Annotated in this window: 26 protein-coding genes and 1 tRNA gene; 15 read left to right on the plus strand and 12 right to left on the minus strand. The window is 66.7% G+C overall.

Features of this window, described 5'->3' with window-relative positions; all coding sequences use genetic code 11:
• Positions 1–7: 7 nt before the first annotated feature.
• Positions 8–781 (minus strand): DUF2189 domain-containing protein, encoded by a 774-nt coding sequence (locus BLT60_RS02700; RefSeq protein ID WP_090874647.1) that lies wholly within the window; start codon positions 779–781, stop codon positions 8–10.
• Between the two features lie 91 nt (positions 782–872).
• The gene (locus tag BLT60_RS02705) at positions 873–1,661 is read right to left on the minus strand and encodes a DeoR/GlpR family DNA-binding transcription regulator (protein WP_090874648.1); all 789 of its coding nucleotides are present in this window, start codon (positions 1,659–1,661) and stop codon (positions 873–875) included.
• 130 nt (positions 1,662–1,791) lie between these two features.
• Between BLT60_RS02705 and BLT60_RS02710 the strand changes: the two genes are divergently transcribed.
• From BLT60_RS02710 to BLT60_RS02750, 9 genes are all read left to right on the plus strand, one after another.
• Positions 1,792–2,568, plus strand: a complete 777-nt coding sequence (locus BLT60_RS02710) for an SDR family NAD(P)-dependent oxidoreductase (protein ID WP_090874649.1) — start codon at positions 1,792–1,794, stop codon at positions 2,566–2,568.
• Between the two features lie 7 nt (positions 2,569–2,575).
• Positions 2,576–3,388, plus strand: coding sequence for a carbohydrate ABC transporter permease (locus BLT60_RS02715; RefSeq protein WP_090874650.1), 813 nt, complete (start codon positions 2,576–2,578; stop codon positions 3,386–3,388).
• Positions 3,389–3,425: 37 nt separating this feature from the next.
• The gene (locus tag BLT60_RS02720) at positions 3,426–4,703 is read left to right on the plus strand and encodes an ABC transporter substrate-binding protein (RefSeq protein ID WP_210185523.1); all 1,278 of its coding nucleotides are present in this window, start codon (positions 3,426–3,428) and stop codon (positions 4,701–4,703) included.
• Between the two features lie 24 nt (positions 4,704–4,727).
• Positions 4,728–5,612, plus strand: a complete 885-nt coding sequence (locus tag BLT60_RS02725) for a carbohydrate ABC transporter permease (protein ID WP_090874651.1) — start codon at positions 4,728–4,730, stop codon at positions 5,610–5,612.
• Between the two features lie 8 nt (positions 5,613–5,620).
• Positions 5,621–6,745, plus strand: a complete 1,125-nt coding sequence (locus BLT60_RS02730) for an ABC transporter ATP-binding protein (RefSeq protein ID WP_090874652.1) — start codon at positions 5,621–5,623, stop codon at positions 6,743–6,745.
• Between the two features lie 12 nt (positions 6,746–6,757).
• A complete protein-coding gene (locus BLT60_RS02735; protein ID WP_090874653.1) occupies positions 6,758–7,555 on the plus strand; it encodes a BtpA/SgcQ family protein in 798 nt (265 codons plus the stop codon).
• 3 nt (positions 7,556–7,558) lie between these two features.
• Positions 7,559–9,064, plus strand: coding sequence for an FGGY-family carbohydrate kinase (locus tag BLT60_RS02740; RefSeq protein WP_090874654.1), 1,506 nt, complete (start codon positions 7,559–7,561; stop codon positions 9,062–9,064).
• A 207-nt stretch (positions 9,065–9,271) separates the two neighbouring features.
• Complete coding sequence (locus BLT60_RS02745) at positions 9,272–10,741, plus strand: hypothetical protein (RefSeq protein WP_090874655.1); 1,470 nt, start codon at positions 9,272–9,274, stop codon at positions 10,739–10,741.
• Positions 10,742–10,756: 15 nt separating this feature from the next.
• Positions 10,757–11,176 carry a hypothetical protein gene (locus BLT60_RS02750; protein ID WP_090874656.1) on the plus strand — a complete coding sequence of 140 codons (420 nt, stop codon included), beginning with the start codon at positions 10,757–10,759 and terminating at the stop codon, positions 11,174–11,176.
• Between the two features lie 99 nt (positions 11,177–11,275).
• Here the strand turns inward: BLT60_RS02750 and BLT60_RS02755 are convergent, their stop codons facing one another.
• The 6 genes from BLT60_RS02755 to hemC all read right to left on the minus strand — a co-directional run bounded on the left by BLT60_RS02755 (position 11,276) and on the right by hemC (position 17,360).
• Complete coding sequence (locus BLT60_RS02755; protein WP_090874657.1) at positions 11,276–12,172, minus strand: phytanoyl-CoA dioxygenase family protein; 897 nt, start codon at positions 12,170–12,172, stop codon at positions 11,276–11,278.
• Between the two features lie 294 nt (positions 12,173–12,466).
• Positions 12,467–12,542 (minus strand) — tRNA-Thr (locus BLT60_RS02760).
• 52 nt (positions 12,543–12,594) lie between these two features.
• On the minus strand, positions 12,595–14,355 hold the full coding sequence (locus BLT60_RS02765) for a heme biosynthesis protein HemY (RefSeq protein WP_090874658.1): 1,761 nt from the start codon (positions 14,353–14,355) through the stop codon (positions 12,595–12,597).
• A 10-nt stretch (positions 14,356–14,365) separates the two neighbouring features.
• A complete protein-coding gene (locus tag BLT60_RS02770) occupies positions 14,366–15,667 on the minus strand; it encodes a COG4223 family protein (protein ID WP_090874659.1) in 1,302 nt (433 codons plus the stop codon).
• Positions 15,668–15,727: 60 nt separating this feature from the next.
• Positions 15,728–16,432, minus strand: a complete 705-nt coding sequence (locus BLT60_RS02775) for a uroporphyrinogen-III synthase (protein WP_175478263.1) — start codon at positions 16,430–16,432, stop codon at positions 15,728–15,730.
• A gap of 1 nt (position 16,433) precedes the next feature.
• Complete coding sequence (gene hemC, locus BLT60_RS02780) at positions 16,434–17,360, minus strand: hydroxymethylbilane synthase (protein WP_090874661.1); 927 nt, start codon at positions 17,358–17,360, stop codon at positions 16,434–16,436.
• A 109-nt stretch (positions 17,361–17,469) separates the two neighbouring features.
• Between hemC and tsaD the strand changes: the two genes are divergently transcribed.
• The 5 genes from tsaD (at position 17,470) to BLT60_RS02805 (ending at position 21,522) form a co-directional block, all read left to right on the plus strand.
• Positions 17,470–18,546: a tRNA (adenosine(37)-N6)-threonylcarbamoyltransferase complex transferase subunit TsaD gene (tsaD, locus tag BLT60_RS02785; RefSeq protein WP_090874662.1), complete on the plus strand. Its 1,077-nt coding sequence runs from the start codon at positions 17,470–17,472 to the stop codon at positions 18,544–18,546.
• Complete coding sequence (locus BLT60_RS02790; RefSeq protein ID WP_090874663.1) at positions 18,543–19,523, plus strand: NAD(P)H-dependent glycerol-3-phosphate dehydrogenase; 981 nt, start codon at positions 18,543–18,545, stop codon at positions 19,521–19,523. Before tsaD ends, BLT60_RS02790 begins: the two co-directional genes overlap by 4 nt.
• 215 nt (positions 19,524–19,738) lie before the next feature.
• Positions 19,739–20,053 carry a GIY-YIG nuclease family protein gene (locus tag BLT60_RS02795; RefSeq protein WP_090874664.1) on the plus strand — a complete coding sequence of 105 codons (315 nt, stop codon included), beginning with the start codon at positions 19,739–19,741 and terminating at the stop codon, positions 20,051–20,053.
• Positions 20,054–20,302: 249 nt separating this feature from the next.
• Entirely contained in the window at positions 20,303–20,716 is a 414-nt protein-coding gene (locus tag BLT60_RS02800) for an EVE domain-containing protein (RefSeq protein ID WP_090874665.1), read from the plus strand.
• A 56-nt stretch (positions 20,717–20,772) separates the two neighbouring features.
• Positions 20,773–21,522 carry a DUF4386 domain-containing protein gene (locus tag BLT60_RS02805; protein WP_090874666.1) on the plus strand — a complete coding sequence of 250 codons (750 nt, stop codon included), beginning with the start codon at positions 20,773–20,775 and terminating at the stop codon, positions 21,520–21,522.
• Between the two features lie 281 nt (positions 21,523–21,803).
• Here the strand turns inward: BLT60_RS02805 and BLT60_RS02810 are convergent, their stop codons facing one another.
• The 4 genes from BLT60_RS02810 to BLT60_RS02825 all read right to left on the minus strand — a co-directional run bounded on the left by BLT60_RS02810 (position 21,804) and on the right by BLT60_RS02825 (position 24,047).
• Entirely contained in the window at positions 21,804–22,556 is a 753-nt protein-coding gene (locus BLT60_RS02810; protein ID WP_090874667.1) for an SDR family NAD(P)-dependent oxidoreductase, read from the minus strand.
• Positions 22,553–23,191 (minus strand): NAD(P)-dependent oxidoreductase, encoded by a 639-nt coding sequence (locus tag BLT60_RS02815; RefSeq protein ID WP_090874668.1) that lies wholly within the window; start codon positions 23,189–23,191, stop codon positions 22,553–22,555. The genes BLT60_RS02810 and BLT60_RS02815 overlap by 4 nt, the downstream gene beginning before the upstream one ends.
• A gap of 30 nt (positions 23,192–23,221) precedes the next feature.
• A complete protein-coding gene (locus BLT60_RS02820; protein WP_090874669.1) occupies positions 23,222–23,479 on the minus strand; it encodes a hypothetical protein in 258 nt (85 codons plus the stop codon).
• 85 nt (positions 23,480–23,564) lie between these two features.
• Entirely contained in the window at positions 23,565–24,047 is a 483-nt protein-coding gene (locus BLT60_RS02825) for a fasciclin domain-containing protein (protein ID WP_175478265.1), read from the minus strand.
• Between the two features lie 214 nt (positions 24,048–24,261).
• Between BLT60_RS02825 and BLT60_RS02830 the strand changes: the two genes are divergently transcribed.
• A complete protein-coding gene (locus tag BLT60_RS02830) occupies positions 24,262–24,846 on the plus strand; it encodes a helix-turn-helix domain-containing protein (protein WP_090874670.1) in 585 nt (194 codons plus the stop codon).
• Positions 24,847–24,858: the final 12 nt, after the last annotated feature.

Raw genomic sequence — 24,858 nt, forward strand, 5'->3', positions numbered from 1 at the left:
CGCGTTTCTACACCGCCTCTGCGTCGGGAATGAGGTCGCGATAGGCGCGCCACGTCGCCAGGCCGAGCCAGGGGAAGACGACGATGAGAGCGAGGAAGCCGGTCGCCGCGCTGAGCAGGATGAGGATCGCGATGATCGCCGCCCACAGGGTCATCGGCCCGAAATTGGTGACCACCGCCCGGACGCTCGCGGCCGTCGCGTAGAAGACGTTGGACCGGTGGTCGAGCAGCATCGGCGCCGACACCACTACGAGGCAATAGACGCCATAGGCCATCGCGCCGCCGACCAGCGATCCGACCAGGAGCATGGCGCGGCCGTCAGCCGTGCCGACGGCGTAGCCGACAAAGGCATCGACCGTCCGGTGCAACTGGTAGGTCGACAGGCCATAGACGATCTGGGCGATCCGCCCCCACAGCAGGTAGATCAGCACCAGCGCCAGGCCGAGATAGGCGATGTCCTGCCGGATCGCGGCGCGGACGAAGAGCATCTGCCGCAGCGTCGGCGTCTCGCCGCGTTCGATCAGGCGGCCGGCCTCGTAAAGGCCCATCGCCAGCATCGGGGCGACGAAGACGAACCCGACCGTCAGCGCCACCACCCAGAAGGCGCCGTCGGAGACGACCAGCCCGTAGCTGAGGCCGAAACTGACCGCCGCCAGCCCCAGCCCATAGAGAAGACAGGGGACCGGCGCCTTGCCCAGATCGCTCCAGCCGCCGCGCAGCCATCGCAGCGGCGCCCGCGAGTCGATCGTCCTTACGGGCGGCAGCCCGCCTGATGCGTCCACGATTTCCCCCCTCGTATACCGAGGGGGATGAGTGTCGAACGCCCGGATCTGGCGGCATTGAGGGAGATCAATCGCGCAATCGAGGGACGGGTCAGCCGACCACCAGTTCGACCCCGGCCCGGGACAACACCTCTGCCAGCGCCGCCGGCGGCGCGGCGTCGCAGACGACCATGTGGACTTCCTTCGGCTCGGCAACCCGCACCATCGCCTGGCGGTTGAACTTGGCCGAGTCGCAAAGCGCCACCACTTTGGCCGCGCGGGCCATGAAGGCGCGCTTCACCTCGGCGTCTTCCGGCGAATAGTCGAACAGGCCGTCGGCGGTGAGGCCGGAGACGCCAAGAAAGAAGACATCGAAGCTGAAACTCTCCAGCGACTCGACGGCGCGCCTGCCGAAGATCGACAGCTCCCGCCCGCGCACCCGCCCGGCCGGCAGATAGACCGGATTGGGGTTGTCGGCGAGAAGCCCGGCGATGCGTGTGCTGTTGGTGACGATGCGCAGGTCGGAGATGCCGCTGGCGAGACGGGCAAGCTCGAAGGTCGTCGTGCCGGTATCGATGGCGATCGACTGGCCGGGCTGGATCAGGCGCTCGGCGGCGCGGGCGATGCGGATCTTGGCCGACCCGTTGCGGCGGCGCCGCGCCTCGAAACTCGGCTCCTGCGCGTCATAGACATTGGCGTCGCCGCGCCTCAGCCCGAGCGCGCCGCCATGGGTCCGGCGCACCGCGCCGCTCCGCTCGAGCACCAGCAGGTCGCGCCGCACTGTGATTTCCGAAACACCGGTTGCCGCCGCCAGGTCGCCGACGCTCATGAAGCCGGCGGTGTTGAGTTGGCCGACCAGCTTGGCTTGCCGGGATGCAGGATCGCGTTGACGTGCCGCCATAATGACCTTGTGATCGTTTCCAATCGTTACGGTTGTCAAGATTCTTCCTGTATCCTAGCAGATACCGACTTGATAGGGCCAGCATCATCCCGCATAATGATCGATATCGATCGTTAGACGGAGTCCTTGTATGCTGCCGGGCCTTTCAGACAAGCGGGCCATCGTGACAGGCGCCGGACGCGGCATCGGCCAGGCCATCTGCCGCGCCCTCGCTGCCGAGGGCGTCCGCGTTGCCGTCGCCGACCTCGACGAGGGTGCCGCGAACGATCTCGCCGGTGCGATCGGCCAGGGCGCCCAGGGCTTCAAGATCGACGTCCGCGACCGCGACAGCGTCGAATCGTGCTTCGCGGCGGTCGAGACCGCCTTCGGCGGCTACGATCTCCTTTGCGCCAATGCCGGCGTCTCCAGCATGAAGCTGGTCGTCGACCTGACCGACGAGGACTGGGACTTCAATTTCGACGTCAACGCCCGCGGCGTCTTCCTGACCAACCAGCAGGCGGTCCGGCACTTCCTCGCCACCGGCAACGAGGGCGTCATCGTCAACACCGCGTCGCTGGCCGCCAAATGGGGCGCACCGTGGCTCGCCCATTATTCGGCGAGCAAGTTCGCGGTGATGGGCTTCACCCAGGCGCTGGCCCGCGAAGTCGCCGACAAGGGCATCCGGGTCAACTGCGTCTGCCCGGGTTTCGTCCGCACCGGAATGCAGGAGCGCGAGGTCGCCTGGGAGGCGACGCTGCGTGGCATGACCGAAACGGCGGTCGTCGAGGACTATATCGCGCAGACCCCGATGGGCCGTCTCGAGGAACCGGAGGATGTCGCCAAGGCCATCCTGTTCCTGGCCAGCGACTTGTCCGGCTTCATCACCGGTGAGGCGCTCAACGTCACCGGCGGCGTGAGGATGGACTGACCGCGACATGAACCGGCTGGCGAAGAAGATCGTACCGCACATTATCCTTACGGTGTTCTCGCTCATCATCCTGATGCCGCTCGTCTGGATCGTCCGCGTCAGCCTTACCGACAAGCTCACCGCCTACAAGATTCCGCCGGAGATCGGCACGCTCGGACTGAACAACTACGTCGACATCTTCGAGCGCTTCCCCTTCGTCACCTGGTTCGCCAACAGCTTCATCATCGCCATCGTCTCGACGGCGATCGCCCTGCCGCTGGCCACCGCGATGGCCTACAGCTTCGCCCGCCTCAACACCGGCGGCGCCCTGCTCCGGCTTGGCGTCCTGGCCAGCCAGATGCTGCCGCCGATCATCCTCGTGCTGCCGCTGTTCGGCGTCTTCCTCTTCGTCGGCCTGACCCAGAGCCGCGTGTCACTGATCGTCGCCCACCTGTCGATCTCGCTGCCCTTCCTTTCCTGGATGCTGGTGTCCTTCTTCGAGGGCGACATGGCGCGCCTCGAGGAAGCGGCGCGCGTCGACGGCGCCAGCCGATGGCAGGCCTTCCTGCTCGTCGCCGTCCCGGTGGCCGCGCCCGGCATCCTCGCCGCCGGCCTCCTCGGCTTCATCCTGAGCTGGAACGAATTCCTCTTTGTCCTGGTGCTGTCCGGACCCGGTACGCAGACGCTGCCGGTCGGACTCGCCAGCCTGGAGACGCATGCAGGCGTGGAAATCGCGCCGCTTGCTGCCGCGACCGTCGTGTCGCTTCTTCCGGTTTTTGCGCTGCTGCCTTTCCTGCGCAAACACCTGATCAAGGGCCTGTCGCTAGGGGCCCTGAAATGATCGACCAAATGGGGATAGGCGAAGCAAGGGGATGAACATGCTGAAACAGTCATTGTTGAGCTTGGCACTGGCCACCGGCCTTTCGACCGCTGCCCATGCCGAGTCCGTGAACATTCTGATGGAGGGTGTTCCCGATACCGAATACGTCAAGACGCTGCTTCCCGAGTTCACCAAGGAAACCGGCATCGAGGTCAATCTCGAGGTCGTGAACTACGCCGAGATGCACACCAAGCTGGTGCCGCAGCTGCTGGCCTCGAAGGGAAGCTACTCGGCCATCGTCGTCGACTTCTACTGGGTCGGCGAATTCACCAAGGCCGGTTGGCTCGCGCCACTCGACGACATGATCAAGGCGGACAACTTCGACACCTCGGTCTATGTGCCGAAGATGATGGATCTCGTCGGCCAGGTCGACGGCGTCACCTACATGCTGCCCTTCTACAACTACGCCATGGGCCTTCTCTACCGGACCGACCTTCTTGAGGACGAGGCCAACAAGGCCGCCTATCTCGAGGCGACGGGCATGGAACTCGCGCCGCCGAAGACCTGGGGCGAGTACCTGGAGCAGGTGAAGTTCTTCACCAAGGACGGCATGCACGGCGTCGTCAACCAGGGCCTGCGTCCCGATCCGATCGCGATGGAGTGGTCCAACTACCTCTTCGCCAATGGCGGCGAATTCCATGACGCCGACTGGAACGCGACCCTGAACACCCCGGCCGGCGTCGCCGCGCTGGAGCAGTACAAGACCAACGTCAACGAGTATGGCCCGCTCGGTTCGGCCAGCTTCTCCTTCGACGAGGCCTTCAACGTGATGGCCCAGGGTCAGGCCTACAGCTACATCACCTACAACTTCTTCCGCACCGCCATCGACGACCCGTCGCAGTCGACGGTCGCCGGCAAGGTCGAGATCATGCCGGTGCCGGGCCAGGAGCCGGGTGTCGGCGCCAGCCTCAACGGTGCCTGGGGCTGGGCGATTCCGAAGTCGAGCCCCAATCCGGAGGCCGCCTGGACCTTCCTGAAGTGGGTCGAGTCCAAGAAGATCGCCAAGGAGCGCGCCATGCAGGGCGGTTCGCCGACCCGCATCGACGTCTTCGACGATGCCGATCTCAACGCCAAGTTCGATTACATGGGCGCGATGAAGGACATGCTGCTGACCAGCCATAACTTCCCGGTGTTCACCTACACGCCGCAGTTGGTCGAGGTGCTTGGTCGCGAACTGAGCCTGGCGGTCGCCGACGAGGCGACACCGGCCGATGCACTGGCCGCCGTCGAGGCGGAAATGAACGAGCTTGCCAAGAAAGACGGCAAGCAGAAGTAAGCCAACAGGACCCGGACGCGCGACATGAACCAGTCAAAAACCATGGAAGCGGCCGACCGCCGTTTCGGCTGGTTCATGTCCGCGCCGAGTCTTGCCCTGCTCCTCGCGGTCATTCTTTTTCCGGTCTTCTGGGCGCTGTTCACCAGCGTCCATGACTACACGCTGATCGCGCCGAATTTCGACACCTTCACCGGCGCCGAGAACTACATCTCGGCGATCCAGGACCCGGCGTTCCGCCACAGCCTCGGGCTGACGGCCTTCTTCGTCGCCGCGGTCGTCCTGTTCGAATTCCTGCTCGGCTTCATCGTCGCGCTGATGCTCAACAGCGTCGAGCGCTTCAAGCCGATCTATTACGGCATCCTGCTCTGCCCGCTGCTGATGAACCCGGTCATCGTCGGCCTGATCTGGCGGATGTTCCTCCACCCCTCGCTCGGCATCGTCAACTACCTGCTGACGGTCGTCGGCTTCGAGCCAGTCAACTGGCTGGGCAGCACCCAGATGGCGATCTGGACCATCATCATGGTCGATATCTGGCACCAGGTATCGTTCATGATCGTGCTTCTGCTCGCCGGGCTGTCCGCGATGCCGAAGGAGCCTTACGAGGCGGCCCGCGTCGACGGCGCCCGTGTCTACCAGTCCTTCTTCTACATCACGCTGCCGCTGATGATGCCCGTGATCATCGTCACGCTGCTGATCCGCATGATCTTCGCGGTGAAGACCTACGACCTCATCTACATCATGACCCGCGGCGGCCCCGGCGTCGCCACCGACCTGGTGAGCTACTCGATCTACCGCACGGCCTTTGTCAGCCTCAATGTCGGCGAGGCCTCGGCCATGTCGGCGATCCTGCTCGGTTTCATCCTGCTGCTCACCGTCTACCTGTATCGCTACATGCGATCGCTGACCTGAAGGCGACTATGGCGTCCATCACCCTCGACAAGATCACCAAGGTCTATCCGAACGACGTGACCGCCGTGAATGGCGTGTCGCTCGACATCCGCGACGGCGAGTTCATGATTCTCCTCGGACCGTCGGGCTGCGGAAAGTCGACAACGCTGCGGATGATCGCCGGGCTCGAGGCGATCTCGTCGGGCGACATGCTAATCGGCGGACGGCGGGTCAACGACGTCGACCCTGCCGATCGCGACATCGCCATCGTCTTCCAGAATTACGCCCTCTACCCGCACATGACCGTCGCCAAGAACCTGGCCTTCGGTCTCAAGCTGCGGCACGTTCCGGCAAGCGAGATCGAGACCCGCATCAACCGCGTCGCCGCCCTGCTCGGCATCGAGCCGCTGCTTGGGCGCAAGCCCTCGCAACTGTCGGGCGGACAGCGACAGCGGGTGGCGCTCGGCCGGGCGCTGGTCCGCGAGCCGCAGGCCTTCCTGCTCGACGAGCCGCTGTCGAACCTCGACGCGACGCTGCGCAGCTCGATGCGCACCGAACTGATCAAGCTCCACCACACGCTTGGCACGACCATCGTCCACGTCACCCATGACCAGGTCGAGGCGATGACCATGGGCGAGCGCATCTGCATCATGAAGGACGGCGATATCGTCCAGGTCGGCGAGCCGATGGAGGTCTATCGCAACCCGGCCAATACCTTCGTCGCGAGCTTCCTCGCCACGCCGCCGATGAACCTCCTGCCCGGCCGCATCGAAAGCGTCGGTGCCGGCGCGCTGGTGGTGGCGATGGACGGCGTCGCGCTGCCGGTTCCCACCGCGTTCCAGGCGGCCTATGCGAGTCATTCCGGCAAGCCGGTGATCGTCGGGCTGCGGCCCGAGGATTTCCACCTCGCCGCCGGCGACGCCGCCCGGACCGCGCCGATCGACCTCGTGACCATCACCACCGAGGTTCTCGGCCCGGAAGTCATTCTCGTCGCCAACCTGGCGTCCGGCGCCGGGCCGGAGATTCACGCCCGCATGCCGCGCGACTTCCGCGCGAAGATCGGCCAGCCGCTGACCCTTCATTTCGACCTGGCCGAAATCCAGCTCTTCGATCCCGAGACGACGCGGGTTCTCCCGCGTCCTGCCCATCCCTGAACGGAGTCCTTCATGCTCAAGGAAACTTTTGGCGTCGCCAAGCCGATTGTCGCGATGATCCACCTGCCGCCGCTGCCCGGCACACCGCTCTATGATGCGGATGGCGGCATGCAGAAGATCGTCGACAGCGCCGCCAGGGACATCGCCGCGCTGCAGGACGGCGGCGTCGATGCCGTGATGTTCGGCAACGAGGGCGACCGCCCCTACGTGCTGAAGGCATCCCCGGTGACGCTCGCCGCCTTCGCCTATGCCGTCGGCGAATTGCGCGGTTCGATCACCATCCCCTTCGGCGTCAACTACCTCTGGGACCCGGTGGCGAGCATCGCGCTCGGCGTCGCCTCGGGCGCGCGCTTCGTCCGCGAGATCTTCACCGGCGTCTACGATTCCGACATGGGCCTGTGGGTGCCCGATGCCGCTGGCGCGCTGCAGCTGCGCGCCAACAGCGGCCGCAACGACATGAAGGTGATGTACAACATCAACGCCGAGTTTGCCTCGCCGGTCGGCTCGCGGACGCTGGCGCAGCGGGCCAAGAGCGCGGTCTTCGCCTCGCTCGCCGATGTCGTCCTGGTCTCCGGTCCGATGACCGGCCAGGCGGTGGAACTCTCCAACCTCCGCGAGGCCAAGGAAGCGATCCCCGATACCCCGGTCTTCGCCAATACCGGCGTCAACCTCGGCAGCGTCGAGGACATCCTGTCGGTCGGCGATGGCGCGATCGTCGGCACCCACTTCAAGATCGACGGCGACACCTGGAAGAACGTCGACGGCGACCGGGTGAAGCGCTTCATGGATAAAGTCTCGGGACTGCGCTGACGCATGCCGGTTTTCCTCGGCCTCGATATCGGCAGCACGTCGACGATCGGCATCCTGATCGACGACCGCGGCGGGACGCTGGCGACCGCGCAGCGCCCGTCGACGCTGCATTCGGACAAGGCCAACTGGGCCGAGGAAGACGCCGGCCAGTGGTGGGACAATGTTGGCGCCGTCTCGCGCGAATTGCTGACCGAGGCCGGCATCGCGCCGACCGAGGTGTCGGGCATCGGCGTCACCGGCATGCTGCCGGCGGTGATCCTCGTCGATGACGATGGCAACGCCATCCGCCGCAGCATCCAGCAGAACGATGCCCGCGCCACCGGCGAACTCGATCGCTTCGCGGCCGGGATGCCCGAGGACGACTTTCTCGAACTGACCGGCACCGGCTACAGCCAGCAGCTCGTCGGTCCGAAGCTGATGTGGCTCCGCGATCACGAGCCGGAGAATTTTGGCCGCGCCCGTGTCGTCGTCGGCGCGTCGGACTTCATCACCTTCCGCCTGACCGGCACGCTGCAGGTCGAGCACAACTGGGCACTGGAATCTGGCTTCGTCGACCTGGCCACCGGCGCCTACGATCCCCGCCTGCTGGCGCTGTCCGAAACCGATGCGGCGCTGCTGCCGCCGATCCGCCAGAGCCAGGACATCGTCGGTCGCCTGCAGCCGGATGCCGCAAGCCACCTTGGCTTGCCGGAGGGCGTGCCCGTCGTCGCCGGCTGCGCCGATCACGTCGCCTCCGCCTTCGTCTGCGGCGCATCGAACAACGGCGACCTGGTGATCAAGTTCGGCGGCGCGGCGGATATCCTGTTGTCTTCCGACACCCCGGTCCGCGACCGCCGCCTGTTCATGGACTACCACATCGTCCCGGGGCTCTATTTCCCCAACGGCTGCATGGCCGCCGGCGGCAACCTGCTCAACTGGATCATCGAGAATTTCGCCGGGGTCGAGGCGGCGAAGGCGCGCGAGGCAGGCATCTCGCCCCATCAATGGCTTGACAAGGCGGCGGTCGACAGCCGGTCCGAACTGCTCTTCCTCCCCTATATCCTGGGCGAGAAGACCCCGCTGATGGATCCGCATGCCCGCGGCACGCTGGTCGGCCTCGGGCTGCACCACACCGTCGCCGATATCTGGCGCGCCGCGCTGGAGGGCATCGTCTTCGGCATGCGCCACCACGTCGATACCTTCGTCGAACGCGGGCTGGCGGTTACCAACGTCAAGGCGGCCGACGGCGGCGCGGCGAGCGACCTGTGGCTGCAGATCGCCGCGGATGTCCTCGAGCGCCCGGTCCGGCGCATCGACAAGCACCCCGGCTCCTGCCTCGGCGCCGCCTTCGTCGCCGGCATGGGCACCGGCTCCCTGACCGACTGGTCGGCGATCGAGGACTATGTCGCGCTCGGCCGGGTGTTCACGCCGCGCCCGGAGGAAAGCGCCCGCTACGCGAAGGTCTACGCCAACTGGCGCGAGACCTACGAGCGCCTGAAGACCCTCTATCCGAAGCTAGAAACGGCTTAGTCGCTGCCCCCGGCAGGGCCAGCGCAGAAGCCACCCCCCGGAGCATCTGGGCGCTTGCGTGTCGCGAGCGCCAGGCGCAAAGATGGTGCGTGGATTCCGCTGATCGGGGGGAGGTGGAGTTGGGGTGCACTGATCAAATCCTGCTCCAGGACATTCATCAGTAGATGTCGATGAAATCGGACCATCGGTGTCCCTCGCGAGGTCGGATTGAAGATCCTTCTCTCTAACAACCACCTTCGAAACTACAACGGCTCCGAATTGCACACCCTTGAACTCGCCAGCTTCCTGGTTGAGCAGGGTCACGCGGTGTCCGTCGCTGCCTTCGTCCTCGGCGATCCGATGTCGAGCGAATTTGCCAGGATCGGAATCGAGCCGGTCTCGCTGTCCTCGGCCGACCTGGAGCCTGAGTGGGACCTCGTCTGGACGAACCAGATCACCACTTTCGCATCCGTCCATACGCAGCATCGACTTCGCGCGCGAATGCATATCCATGGCTTGCTTTCTTCGATCGCCCCCATTGAGGCCCTCCCTTTTCCATCTGCCGCCATCGGAGGAATCCGGCAACAAGCGCTGACGTTGCTTGCCAACAGCCCCCTGACCAGGAGGGCGGCAACGGCGGCAGCCCCGAATACGCCGAAGATCCGGTTCCTCTGGAATCTCGCACCGGAACCATGGTGGGGCGCGAAGACGACGCGGCGCGACCGGCTTCAAAGCGTGGCGGTGGTGTCGAACCACGCCCCTCCGGAAATTGCCGCGCTGGAGGGCCTGGCTGCGCGGGACGGGATCGCATTCCGGGTGATCGGGCGCGGCGGACACGATTACCGGCGTATAACGCCGGACGCGCTCATCGACTTCGACGCGGTCATCTCGATCGGCAAGACTGTCAACTACTGCCTCGCCGCAGGACTTCCGGTCTTCATCTACGACCACTTCGGAGGCCCGGGCTGGTTGACCGAAGCCAACATCAACCGGGCGGAAAGCCGGATCTACAGCGGCAAATGCACCTATAATCGCCGGTCGGCGGAAAACATCTGGAGCGAATTGAGGGCGGGCTTTGCGCCGGCCCAGGCATTTCATCTGTCCCGCCAGGCATGGGCGGCCGAGCGATACGGGACGGGCCAGCAGATGGAGCGCCTCGGCCTTCTCGACCTGCCCGCGCGAGCCGCGCCGCTCCTGAAGGGCAAGGCGACGCGGACCATGGTCGCGACACACGTGGTCGGTATCATCCGGTCCCTCCTGCCGAAAGACGTAGTCCTGAACAAGACTGCCGACACGCTTGTGCCCGGGCGAAGCGAGGCAACTGATGACGCCTGCGGCCGCCGGCCGCCACCGTCCGCATTCGTGCGACCGACGGCGACGGCACCGCGAAAAGGAGTATCCGAAGAGACGTTCGTCTTTCTCCATCTGCAGAAGTGCGGAGGTACGACGGTTCACGAACTCCTGCAGGCTCATTACCCGGAAGACCGTTTCGCCGTGCGCGACAAGTCCGGGTATGTCGACTGGAATGACGTTCGCAACAAGCCCGGCGTTATCGTATCGGGCCACACCACGGCTGCGTACATCCTCCGATCGGCTGCGAAGGCGCAGGTCTGCACGGTCCTTCGCGAACCCGAGGACCGTCTGCTCTCCCACATTTATTTCCTGAAGTCCTATACCGCCGACCATTTGAAGCGGTAAGGGCGGGAGATCCTGATGCGGGTGAAGGAAAAGTCGATCTCAGAAATCCTAGATGATCCGGAAATTGGGGCGTGGCTGGGCTGCTATTACCTCAAACAGCTCGATCCCGGTTTCCGTGCAGGCAGTCCGGCCAATACCGATCGCGCCCTCGCATTCCTCGCGGGCTGCGAGGTCGTGGGTACCTTCGATGATCTGCCCGGCTTCATCCGACGCGTGTTTTCCCTGCTGAAACTGGAACCGCCGGAAGCGATCCCGATCGCCAACAGCCGCGTGAGCCTCGCGGGGCGCCGGGGATTCGAGCCGGTCGAAGTCAAGGACCTCACGACGTCAGAGCGTGCGCGTCTCACGGCATTTTGCGCCGAAGACCGCGTCATTTTCGAACGCGCTGCCGACCTGGCTGCCGCGGCCCGGCCGGCACAGGCACCGGCGGCCTGAACAACTGAGCACCGACAGCCCCTTCAGGAGCACTTCTGAACTTGGGCCTCGCATCGGCATTCCCCCGGGCGCTGATGCCATGCCGCAAGCGACCCCGGCCTAGTGCCCCTTGCCGCCGTCGGTGACCGTCCACACACGGGCTTCCTTGGGCATCGGCGGATAGCCAGTGACCTTTGCCTCGGCGCCCTCGATGTCGAGCAGGTAGCGCTGTGCGGCATTGGTTCGCGCGAGGAGTTCGGGTGTCACATGATCCCTCTCGACGAGTTGCTGATCGATGTCGCGGCGTCCGATGAACAAATGAAGGACGCGCCGCGGCTTGCCGCTGAAGTTGGTCGTGCCGCCATGCCAGAGGCAGCCGTTGATGACCGCCACCGATCCCGCCTTGCCGGTGATATGGACCTCGCCCGGATAGGTCGCGACCGGATCCGCGGGCACTTTCGGGCGCGTCGCTTCGTCGATCACGATGCTCGTCATCTCGCCCATATTCACATCGGGGACGTTGATCGGCGACCACTTGTGCGAATAGGGAACGATCCGCGTCGGGCCATTCTCCTCGGTCATGTCGTCGAGCATCACCATGCTGTTGACCCCGCGCCAGTCGGCCGCATGGGCGCGCGGCAGGTCGCTGTGCAGCATCTGCTGGCCGGTGCCCTTGCCCGGGCTGCGCTCGTTGAGCGAACCAACGTGAATTTCGCCCAGGAGGAGATGCGCGGCGGCAAGCGTTGGCGCGCAGGTGAGGCAACGGTCAAAGGCCGGCGACTTGTTGAACAGGTTGGAGAGCCGGCTCGCGCCCGGCTCGATATGCACCTCGTGGCCACCGAACTCGCCTTCGATTGCCGCCAGCCGGTCGACTTCGTCGCGCATCTCGGCGACCTCGTCCGGCGAGAAGACGTCCGCGACGATGAAGTAGCCCTTCTCGTCGAATGACCGGCGCTGCTCGGCGGTGAGGTCGTCAACCGAAACCCCCAGCTCAGCCAGTGCTTCTGCGGTATTCATTGCTGCTCTCCCTGATCCATCCCGTTCGGCCGCTTCTCGCGGCTCGTTGCGGCGAAACCACCGTTGCCCGACGGTCGCTGTCCGGGATTGATCCTGCCGCGCGCCCGATCCGTTGGCGGAACCGGATACGGCCTCCCCCTCCCGGCTCGACCGACTACTCCTGAAAAAGGTCGAGCGCCTTCGTGCATCGGACACGCTAGGACCGAATGATGCCCCGATCAATGCGGAGCAGGCAGGACCGGGCGCCGACCGACGCCGCGGAACAGATCTGAGGATGTCTTATCGGGAAGGCGGTGGTGCCGCTTAGGTGACTCGAACACCTGACCCCATCATTACGAATGATGTGCTCTACCAACTGAGCTAAAGCGGCTTTCGCGGCGATTGATACCGATAAGCGCGCCAAGGTTCAAGGACCCCGGCGATCAGAACAGGCCGAATCGCCGTGGGCGCGGCTGGTCGGGCTCGTCGTTGTCCGGCATCGGGCCGGGATCGTCCGGCGAGGGCGGGATGACCGGCTCTTCCGGCGGCTCCTCGATGGGGGCAGGTTCGCTTGCCTTGGCGCTGACCGCCGACGCCGTGACGGGTGCAGGTTTCGGCTCCGGTACAGGCTCGGGCTCAGGCCGGGGCGGCGGCGGCGCGGGTTCCGGTTCCGGGACTGGTTCGGGCGCCGGAACGGGCTCTGGCGCCGGCGCCACGGCGACCGGCGGCGGTTCGTCGGCCGACACCACCGACGCGTCGTCGGCCACGATCTCGCCGGCGTCGGGAGCTTCGGGTTCCGGCTCGATGATTTCCGGCTCCGGCGCTGGTTTCGCCTCGATCCGCGGCGCATCGGAAGGTTCGACGGTCATCCGCTGCTCTGCGGCGAGATCGGCCTCGATCTGCAAGGCCACCCGCGAAGGCGGCGGCTCGGGAGAGACTGTCCACGCGACCACGCCCACCTCCCCGGAAACCGGCGAGACCGGCGCCCAGTCGTCCAGAATACGGCCATCGGCCATCCACACCGCGTTGCGCGGCGCATTGATCGCGCGGGCCAGCCACATCCGGACCTTGCCCTCGTCGCTGTGCTCGCGTTCCTCGATCTCGGCCATCAGCAGGCAGACCGCTTCGCTGGGGCCGGCCTTGACCTGCCCTTCGAGGGCCTGGCGCGCAGCCGCGAAATCGTGGGCGTCGATCGCCGCGCGGGCGACGGCCATCGCCCCGTCCGGATGATTGGCGCGGAGTTCGGCAAGCTTGCGCATCCGCTTCAGCCGATCGCGGACGGAATCGCCGTGCCGGACCCCGGCATAGGCATCGGCGACATCCGGGTGCGGCGCCGCCTTCCAGGTCGTTTCAAGGACGCGCGCGGCGCGGCGATAGTCGCTCGCCCGGCTAAGCAGGCGGGCGCCGATGACCGCGGCCGGCGCCAGCGCCGGGTCCAGGCGATGGGCTTCCAAAGCCGCGGCGCGGGCCTCGGCCGGATCGCCGGCTTCAAGTTCCATCGCCCGTGCGGTCAGCAGCGCCGCCCGGCGCCGCTGCGCGGTCGCCTTGTCGACGGCGCCTGCCCGCACGGCGTCCTCGAGCGTCCGCATCGCGCCGAGCCAGTCGCCATCGCGGGACTGGTACTCGAACAGCGCGACGCCGGCCCAGCCGATCTTCGGCGCCGTCTCGGCCGCCTGCTCAGCAAAATGCTTCGCTGCCTCGTGCTCGTCCTGGCGGCGTGCCTCGATGAACAGGCCGTGCAGGCCGAGCACCTTCGTGTCGGGTCGCGCCGCCAGCGCCTCGAAGGCGGTGCGCGCGTCAGCGCTTTCGCCGGACAGCTGCGCGGCCTGGGCGGTGAGGAGCAGCGGCAGCGGCTCGGCGCCGAGAAGCGTCCGGCTCTCCTTCGCCGCCTTGCGGGCCGAGCGCGCGTCACCGGCGCCAACGGCAATCATCCCGTCAGACAACGCCTTGTAGCCGCGGTCGCGCCGCCGCCGGCCAAGGTAGGACTCGAACGACCCGGGCGCCCGCAGGATCGCGCGGATCACGGTCCACAGGATGGCGAGCGCGGCAAACAGGATGGCGACGGCCAGCGCCGCGATCATCAGCGACGAGCGTATCTCGTAGCCCTGCCAGTTGAGGACGATGTCGCCCGGCCGCTCGGCCAGCCATGCCAGCCCGGCGGAAACCAGGAAGATGAACGCAATGAAGACCAGGACGCGTAGCATCAATGCCCCGTCAGTTGCCGGGCGCCGTCACCGACAGCGCCAGTTTGTCGACCAGGCGGTTGATCGCGACACGATCCTCCGCCGCTTGTGCCCAATCCGCCGAGGCCGCCTGGCCCTCCGGCGGCAGTTTTGCCCGTTCGGTCAGCGCCGACGCAAGGTCGCCGGAATCGACCGCTGCCTGCATCCGCGAGACCACCGCCTCGGGCGTATCGCCGGGAATGGCGCCGGTGGGTCGGACCGTGACCAGGCCTCGGCCGAAGGCAGCCAGACCGTCGAGGAAGCCCCCGTCGGAGTCATCGGTCGCCGATGCGACAAGGATTGCGTCGGCAACCGTCGGGAATTGCTGCTTGAGGGCGGCGACACTCGGCGTATCCTTCGCCGCCAGCGGTTCCAGTTCGGCGAGATCGTCAGCGTCGAGGCCCATGGCCTTGAGCATGGCAAGGTCGGTGGCAAACGGCCCGCCGGCTTCGACCGCCTGCTGAAGCATGGCGACCGCCGCGGCGCGGGCCGCCCGTTCGCTTTCAGCCGGGCGAGCGGCAACGGCAGCGAGCTGCGTGCCAAGGTCCTTGGTCGACGCCTCCAGCGCGGTGACACGCTCGGTGAGAGCCGACAAGGCTGTCGCGGTGTCCGCGCCCGAGGCGGCATCCGCCTCCAGCTTGGCGATGCGCGTCTTGATATCGTCCAGCGAGGCAGTGATCGCGGCCGTGCTTGCTCCGCTCTCGCCCGGCGTTGCGGCAGCGGGCGGCGGGGCCGCTTCGAGCTTCTCGATGCGCGCGCGGTTTTCGGTTTCGAGCTTTTCGAGCGCCGCCAGCTTGTCGGTCAGGTCGGTGACATCAGTCGCCGCGGGACCGGCCGGCGCGGCTTCGACGGTCGCGAGGCGCTTGTCGAGCGCGGTGACGGTGGCGCTGAGGCCGTCGACCTTCGTCAGGGCCTCCTGCGCCGCGGTTTCGGACCGGGTCGGGACGACACCGCTGGCGTGATAGGCGATCCCGAGAATGGTGGCGATCACACCGCCGATGACGGCGGCAATCACCAGGCCGACAATCCCGACGCCTCCCGAACCGCCCTTCGCAGGCGGCGGGGCGCGGGGCGGCACTGGTGGCGGCTGAGGCGTGGGCGACGTGCGTCCCTCCACGGCGTCCTGCGCCGCCGAGGGCTCGTCGCTATCGGCCGGCGGCGGTGCATCGCCCTTCTTCTCGGCCTTCTTCTCGGCCGTCAGGTCGATTGTAACCGGCGGTTTCTCGCGGTTCCGCTGCCCCTGCGGCCCGGCACTCGACACCTTGGCGTTCTTGTCGTCCTCGTCCGCGCTCATGCTTCTCCTCAGGCCGTCGGCGCCCCTCCAACAGGTATATAGCTATTTCACTGCAGAGGGCTAACGACCGATCAGCGCAATCAGGCCTGCGGCGTCGGGATGGGCCGCGATCTGGACAACCCCGAAGCGGCGCAGCGGTTCGCCCGCCGTCTCGGAAATCGAATAAAAAGCCAGCTTTTTCGCGGACTCCTCCAGACCGGCCTCAGCGATCAGGTCGGCGAATATTGCCGCCGACCGCCGGGAAAAGAACAAGGCGCCGTCGACAGCGCCGCTCGAAATTGCGTCACGGGTCTCCTGCCCGAACGCATCTGCCGACACCGCCGCATAAGCCTCCAGGGTCGCAACGTCGAACCCCTGCGCCCTGAGTTCGCCTTCGAGATCGCCGGACCGGTCGTGACCGGCGACATGCATGAGACGGCCGGTATCCGGCTGAAACCCCTCGACGATCGTCTCGACAAGCCCCGTCAGGTCGCCGCCGGCGATCCGGACGTCGGTGAACCCCGCCTGTCGCGCTTCCGCGCCGGTCTTCGCGCCGACCGCGAAGACGGGGAGCCCGCGCCAGGCCGCGGTTGCCGGCCATTTGGCGGCGGCGCGGACCCCGTTCGAACTGGTGAAGGCGATCGCCGCCGGCGCCGTCTCGAAATGCGGCTGCGGGCGGAAGGCGATGGTCGTCAGGGGTTCGACGATCGCGGTATGGCCAAGGGCTTCGAGACGGGCGGCTGTCTCATCGGCGTCCGGTTGTGGACGGGTGACAAGGAGCCGCATCTCACGCCTCGGCGAAGAAGGCCGGGCCACCGCGCGCCGCGAGCTCCGCGCCCGCCTCGGCGCCGATCCGCTCCGCATCACGCGCCGCGCCGCGCCGCACCACCGCATGCGCCTCGGAACCGTCCGGCCGGACGATGATGCCCCGGAAATCGAGCGCGTCGCCCTCGATCCGCGCCAGTCCGCCGATCGGCGTCCGGCATGACCCGTCGAGCACCGCCAGATAGGCGCGCTCGGCCGCCAGCGCCGTCGAGGTCGCCGCGTGGTCGATGGCGGCAAGCCGCTCCAGCGTTGCCGTGTCGCCGACCCGGGCGGCGATGGCGATGGCGCCCTGCCCCGCCGCCGGCAGCCAGTCTTCGATATCGATGGCGCCCCGGGAATGATCAACCAGACCAAGGCGCTTGAGCCCGGCCATGGCCAATAGCGTAGCATCCGCATGGCCTTCGGCGAGCTTGTTCATGCGGGTCTGGACATTGCCGCGCATCTCGACGATCCGCAGATCCGGGCGGAGGCTCAGCGCCATGGCGCGGCGGCGGAGCGAGGAGGTGCCGAGGACCGCGCCCTGCTTGAGATCGGTGAGACGGGACACCACCGGAGACAGGAAGGCGTCGCGCACGTCCTCGCGCTCCAGGCAGGCGGCGATGACGATCTCGTCGGGCAGCCGGGTCGGCAGATCCTTGGCCGAATGGACGGCGATATGGATCGCGCCGGAGAGCAGGGCCTCGTCGATTTCCTTGGTAAACAGCCCTTTTCCGCCGGCCTCCATCAGCGACCGGTCGGTGATCCGGTCGCCGGTGGTGCGGATCGGCAGGATGGCGATCGCCTCGGGCTCAAGACGGAGTGCGACGGACAGACGTGCCCGGGTCTCCTCGGCCTGGGCGAGCGCCAGCGGGCTGCCGCGGGTTCCGATAATGATTTCAGCCGATTGCAAGGGACCGCGTCCGGGTGTTAGGGCCTCTGGCGAGGCGTGGCCGAGATGGGACGGCGCGCTGCGACACGCCGAACGATTGCGGCGCCTTGATATCGGCTGGAGCCGCCCGATGAAAGTCCTCGGCATCGAGACAAGCTGCGACGAGACGGCCGCGGCGGTGGTGGAACGGCTGCCGGACGGCAGCGGGCGGATACTGTCCGATATCATCCTCTCGCAGCCCGACCATGCCGATTTCGGTGGCGTCGTGCCGGAAATCGCAGCCCGCGCCCATGTCGAGGCACTCGACGGACTGATTCAGGCGGCGATGGCTGGCGCAAACATCGGTTTCGGCGATCTTGACGCGGTTGCGGCGACCGCCGGACCGGGGCTAATCGGCGGGGTGATTGTCGGTTTGACCACCGCAAAAGCAGTCGCGGTCGCCTCCGGACGGCCGCTGGTTGCGGTGAATCACCTCGAGGGACACGCGCTGACGGCCCGGTACACCGACCGTCTCGCCTTTCCGTATCTCCTGCTTCTGGTGTCCGGTGGCCACACCCAGTTTGTCGCCGTCGAGGGGGTCGGCCGCTACCGGCGGCTGGGGACAACCATCGACGATGCGCTCGGCGAGGCCTTCGACAAGGCGGCCAAGCTCCTCGGCCTCGGCTACCCCGGCGGACCGGCGGTCGAAGCGGCGGCGAAGAGCGGCGACGGCGACCGCTTCGCCCTGCCGCGCCCGCTGCGCGGCCGGCCGGAACCGAATTTTTCGCTGTCAGGACTGAAGACGGCGCTCAGGCTCGCCGCCGAAAAGATCGCGCCGCTGTCCGACCAGGATGTCGCCGACCTCGCCGCTTCCTTCCAGGCCGCCGTCACCGACACGGTTGCCGACCGCTCTGCGAAAGCGATGGCGCTCTTCGCCAGTCAGCATCCAGACCTGAATGACCGAGCGCTGGTGATCGCCGGCGGCGTCGCCGCCAACCAGGCCATCCGCGACACGCTGACACACGAGGCGGCGAACCACGGCTTCCGGCTGGTGGCGCCGCCGCAGCGGCTTTGCGCCGATAACGCGGTGATGATCGCCTGGGCCGGAGCCGAACGGCTGGCGCTCGGGCTGACCGATCCGCTTGACGCGCCGGCTCGGCCGCGCTGGCCTCTTGATGAACTGGCCGCTCCCGTGCTTGGTGCGGGGGCAAAGGGAGCCAAGGCGTGATCGAAACCATCGGGGTCCTGGGTGGCGGGTCATGGGGCACGGCGCTGGCGCTGGTGGCAAGCCGCGCCGGGCGCAAGGTGCGGCTATGGGCGCGCGACCACGAGACGGTCTCGGCGATCGACGAGACCCACGAGAATCCGCGCTACCTTCCCGGCATCAGGCTCGACCACATTCCGGCGACCGGCAACATCGGCGCGGCGCTCCGCGCCGACGCGGTGCTGCTCGCCGTGCCGGCGCAATCGGTGCGCGCCGTCGCCACCATCGCCGCTCCTTATATCGCCGAAGGCCACCCGCTGGTGATCTGCGCCAAGGGGCTGGAGCGCGGCACCGCCAAGCGGATGAGCGAGGTCGTCGCCGAGGTGGCGCCGGGCGCGGCAGTCGCCGTGCTCTCCGGCCCGAGCTTCGCCACCGATGTCGCCGCCGGGCTGCCGACCGCCGTCACCATCGCCGCCGATAACGAACCGCTGGCGCTGTCGCTCTGCCACGCGCTCGGCGGCGGCACCTTCCGCCCCTATGCCGAGACCGACCTGATCGGCGTCGAGATCGGCGGCGCGGTCAAGAACGTGCTGGCGATCGCCGCCGGCGTCGTCGACGGACGCGGCCTCGGCGCCTCGGCGCTGGCCGCCCTCACCGCGCGCGGCTTTGCCGAACTCCGCCGCCTCGGCGAGGCGCTGGGCGCCAAGCCGGAAACGCTGATGGGCCTGTCGGGTCTCGGCGACCTGGTGCTGACCTGTTCGAGCACGCAATCGCGCAATTTCGCCTATGGCCGGATGCTCGGCGAGGGCCTGCCGCTCGACGCGCCCCACCCGCTGGTCGAAGGCATCGCCACCGCCACCGTGACCCGCGACCTCGCCCGCCGTCACCGGATTTCGATGCCGATCGTCGACGCGGTGGTCAGGATTCTGTCCGGCAAGGCGACGGTCGACGCGACGATCGAGAACCTGATGTCGCGGCCGCTGAAGCGGGAATCGGCCTAGGCACCCCCTGCCGCTCGTCCCCGCGAAAGCGGGGATCCAGTTAGCCTGAGGCAGAGTGTCCTTTGACCATCTGGGTCCCCGCGTGCGCGGGGATGAGCGGTTGAGGCTTAGCCCGAGGAGCGGCATGATCGCCGAGGTACCCGCGCGATACCCTATGCCGCTCGTCCCCGCGAAAGCGGGGATCCAGACCACGTTCGCCCAGGGACGAGGCAGCGATGGTGTTCTGCACCTACCTTCTCGCCAGCCGCCGCAACGGCACGCTCTACGTCGGGATGACCGACGACCTGGCGCGCCGGATGTGGGAGCACCAGACGGGCGCCTTTCCCGGGTTCACCCGCAAATACAGTGTCAGGACGCTGGTCTGGTTCGAGGTCCATCAAACGCGGGAGGCGGCCTTCACCCGCGAGCGCCAGATCAAGAAATGGAACCGCAGGTGGAAGCTCGACCTGATCGAGGCGGCGAATCCGGAGTGGAACGACCTCGCCGCCGAGTTCTGGCCTGAATCTGGGTCCCCGCTTTCGCGGGGATGAGCGGTTGAGGTTGGGCGAATGGCCGTGCGACCTCCGGCCGGGGTTGGGGAACGGGGAAGCCTCCCACTCCCACGCTCGTTCCCGCGAAAGCGGGAATCCAGGCGGCCTGAGGCAAGGTGTCCTTTGACCATCTGGATCCCCGCTTTCGCGGGGATGAGCGGTTGAGGATGATTACGACGGCCGACGCCGCCTCTTCCGCTTGCCAGTCCGCCATCGTAAGAAATGCCATCCGAAGCGGGGAGCAAAACCATGGCCTACTGGCTGTTCAAGTCCGAGCCCGACACCTGGTCCTGGGAGATGCAGGTGAAGAAGGGCAAAAAGGGCCAGGAGTGGGACGGCGTCCGCAACTACACGGCCCGCAACAACATGCGCGAAATGAAGAAGGGCGACCTCGGCTTCTTCTACCACTCCGGCGGCGAACGACAGATCGTCGGCATCGTCGAGGTGGTCAAGGAAGCGCACCCGGATTCGACCGACGACACGGGCAAGTTCGACTGCGTCGACATCGCCGCGGTGAAGCCGGTGCCGAACCCGGTGACGCTGGCCGACGTCAAGGCCGACAAGCAGCTCGCCGAGATGGCGCTGGTCAAGCTGTCGCGGCTCTCGGTGCAGCCGGTGACCGAGGCGGAGTGGAAACGGGTCTGCAAGATGGGCGCGGTTTAGGGCGGCTCAGACACGCTGTTTTCCTGAGCGATGGAAGCTGAGGTTGGGGGCGTTTCATGGACACTACAAGGCGAACTGCGCTGCTTGCCGGACTGTTCTTTATCGGCACGTTTATATTCTCGATCCCGGCCTTGATCCTTTATGGACCAATATTGGACGACGCCAACTTCGTCGTCGGCGACGGCGCCGACACGCGCATCCATCTTGGCGCCTTCCTCGAGATCCTCACGGCCATCGCGAATATCGCGACAGCGGTCGTTCTGTTTCCGGTCCTCAAGAGGGCGAGCGAGAGCGTTGCCCTGGGCTACGTCGCAACCCGAATTCTCGAATCCACGGTCATCGTCGTCGGCGTAATAAGCCTGCTTGCCATCGTTACGCTGCGGCAGGACTTCGGCGGCTCCGGTGACAACTCCGCTCTCTATGTGGCGACAGGCAAGGCGCTCGTCGCGCTGCATGACTGGACGTTCCTGCTCGGTCCCGCTTTCTGCGCCGGGTTCGGGAACGGCATCCTGCTCGGCTATCTGATGTATCGCTCGGAGCTTGTTCCGAAGCCCTGGGCGATTCTGGGAATGGTTGCCGGCTGCATCGCTTTCGCGTCGGCGACCGCAGTTCTGTTTGGCGCCTATGAACAGGTATCGCCGGTCTCTTTCGTCTTCACGATCCCGGAAATCGTGTGGGAATTGTTTCTCGGGCTCTACCTGACATTCAACGGGTTCAAGCGATCGCGGTTCATGGGCGCGGGGACTGCAGACCTCAGCCCATCCCCGCCGCTGACCGGCGACAGCGCGACCGAGGTGCAGACTTGAAGGACGGCCGGCGTTGGTGCCACGCGATCCCGACAGGAGTCCGCCGGTCGGGCGCGCCCGCATCCGCCGCGTCAGGCGCGGAAGGTTGTCTTGGTGCGTGCCGGCATAGAGCACCTTGATGTTGCTGTATTAAGCCTCGCCCCACTACCAACCCACCACCACCTCCCGCCCATCGTAGAAGCCGGCGGAGTGGAAACGGGTCTGCAAGATGGGCGGGGGTGGGTTAGGTCCGTGCGTCACCACAGGCAGACCTTTCCGGCGCGGGGCGCAGCGCGTCGGCGCTACCAAGGCACAACCTCCCCGCGCCAGTCGAAGAAGCCGCCGGTCGCCTCCGGCGGCAGGGCGTCGATGACGGCGAGCAGGTGGGCGGCGGACTGGTCCGGGGTGTGGACGGTAAGGCCGGTCGCGGCAAAGGGGGCGGACAGCGGTGTGGCGACGGTGCCGGGGTGGAGGGCGACGCAGAGCGCCTCGGCCGAGCGGCGGGACAGCTCCACCGAGGCCGTGCGGACCAGCTGGTTCAGCGCCGCCTTGGAAGCGCGATAGCCGTACCACCCGCCGAGACGATTATCGCCGATGCTGCCGACGCGGGCCGACAGCGTCGCGAAGACCGCCTTGCCGCTGCGCGGCAGGCGCGGCAGCAGATGCTTCATCAGGAGCGCCGGGCCGATGGCGTTGAGGGCGAAGGCGCGGGCGAGTTTTTCCGCGTCGAGCTCGCGCCAGGACTTCTCGGGGCCCTGGGCATCGTCATGCAGGAAGCCGGTGGCGTCGATCGCCAGGCGGATGTCGCCGTGCCCGGCGGCGAAGGCGGCTGCTTCGGCCAGGCTCGCCTCGTCGACCAGGTCGATCGGTGGCGTGCCGCCACGGCTGAAGGCGATCACCTCCGTGAAGCGATTGGCTGAGCGCAGCCGCTCGACCAGGGCGCTTCCGATGCCGCCGCCTGCGCCGAAGACAACGGCGACCCCGCCTTCGGGGAAGGACGAGAACGTCGTTTCGACGGAGTCGCCCGGCAGCGTCGGGGTTTCGGACCGGCTCATTGCTCGACCAGCACCGGCGCCTTGTGGAGATAGCGGCGGTCGTCGATCTGGTCGACGAGGAAGTCGGCGACGGCGGATCGCGCAATGACGCCCGCCCGCCAATCCGCCGGGTCGTCGAGCACCACGGTGGGGCGGGGGCGGCTGTCGCCGATCAGGATCCCCGGCCGGACGATCGTCCAGTCGAGGCCGCTCTCGCGGATCAAACGTTCCTGCTCGCTCTTGTCGGCATAGGCGCGACCGAGGACGAGATCGAACGGGACGCGTTGAAGCCAGGGCATGGCACGTCGACTGTCGCCGGCGCCGAAGCCGGTGACGCTGACCAGGCGCCGGATCGACTGGTCCTGCATCGCCGCGATGAGGATGCGCGTCGCCTGCGAAAAGAGGGTCACGGTGCCAAAGCGGCCCGACGAACCCAGCCCCAATGTCTGGATGACCGCGTCGACGCCGGTCAGCGCCGCGGCAATGGCCGCGCTATCAAGGGCATCGCCGGACACGATCTCAAGCGCGCCGGACGACGCCTTCAGCGGCGGCTTCGATCGCGCCATGGCGCGGACCGTGAAACCGGCCGCCAGCGCCCGGCGCGCGGTCTCGAGGCCGATACCGCTGCTGGCGCCAATGACGAGGACGACGGACATGGGCTGGTCCCGGGTCGGCGCCGGCCCGCCTTATTCGGACGTCCGGCCGGCGCGGTGGAATGTCGTGCCGGTGACGAAGACGCCGAGGGCGAGGAGCACGTGGAAAGCGACAAGCTCGCCATACCAGAGCCAGGCGCCCGTGCCGACGCAGAAAATCAGCGTCCACATCATGCTGAGGAACAGCATCGTCTGGAAGCGCCGGATCGGCGGCAGGCGGCGGAGCGGATTGACGCTCGGATCCATCACGGCACGATAGGACTCCGACATCGCGTTCTGCATGGCGTTCATTCTTCTTCTCCCTCTGGTCCTCGAACTGGTCCTCGAAGCATCCGGGCGGGACGACGCCCGCCCGAATGAGTGCGATGGCCCCGGATTACATCTCCGGCGGCAGCAGGACGGTATCGATGACGTGGATGACGCCGTTCGACGCACCGACATCGGCGGCAGTGACCGTCGCGTCATTGATCATCACGGTGTCGCCATCGACCGAGACCTTGATCTCGGCGCCGTTGACGGTTTCCGCCTCGGTGATCTTGACCACGTCAGCCGCCATCACCTTGCCGGGGACGACATGGTAGGTGAGGATTCCGACGAGCTGGTCCTTGTTCTCCGGCTTCAGCAGGGTCTCGACGGTGCCGTCGGGCAGCTTGGCGAAGGCGGCGTCGGTCGGGGCAAAGACGGTGAAGGGGCCATCGCCCTTCAGCGTATCGACCAGGCCGGCGGCGCCGAGGGCGGCCGCGAGGGTTTCGAACTGGCCGGCACCGACCGCCGTGTCGACGATATCCATGTCGGCGGCATAGGTGGTGGCGGTTCCGGCCACCGACAGGCCAACGACGGTTGCGGCGACTGCGGCCATTTTCGTGATTCCGAACGTCATCTCAGTATCCTCCATTCACAGGTTGGTCCGCTCTCTGGCGGACGATCGCGACGGCACCTGCCGCCCGTGATTGTGAATGTGGGGCAAATCGCTTTTCCTTCCACGCACATTTTCGTGAACGGAATATAGTTTGTCCTGTAGAGAAAATACAGCTACCGTGCTTTTCACCGGACGAAAACGGAAAGGACCTGGGATGCTCTCGGACACCCTTGCGGACGGCCTTGCCAGCTATCGGATCGGCCCGAAAATCCGCGCACTTCGGCAGAAAAAGGACCTCGGCCTAGTCCAGTTGGGCGAGCACACCGGGATTTCTTCCGGCATGCTGTCAAAGATCGAACGCGGCCAGCTTTTCCCGACGCTGCCGACCCTGCTCAAGATCGCGCTGGTCTTCGGCGTCGGGCTCGACCACTTTTTCGTCGACGACAGCGAGGCGCCGATCATCGCGGTGGTCCGCAAGGAGGATCGGTTGCGGCTGCCGGATCGCCCCGGCGAAACGTCGCCCGCCTACTTCTTCGAGAGCCTCGACTTCCCCGTAACCGACCGCAAGATGGAAGCCTATTTCGCCGCCTTCGAGGGGCCCCAGGAAGCGACCGAGCCGCACGCCCATGACGGCGCCGAGGTGATCTACGTGATCAAGGGGGAACTCGTCGTCGCTATTGGGGACGAGGAAACGACGCTTGGGGAAGGCGACTCGATCTATTTCGATTCCGGCCATCCGCACAGCTACCGGCGCGCCGGCCATTCGCCCTGCGAAGCCATTGTCGTGGTCACCCGCTGAGGCCGCGACCAG

It is taken from the genome of Bauldia litoralis, from assembly GCF_900104485.1.
Classification (GTDB): Bacteria; Pseudomonadota; Alphaproteobacteria; order Rhizobiales; family Kaistiaceae; genus Bauldia; species Bauldia litoralis.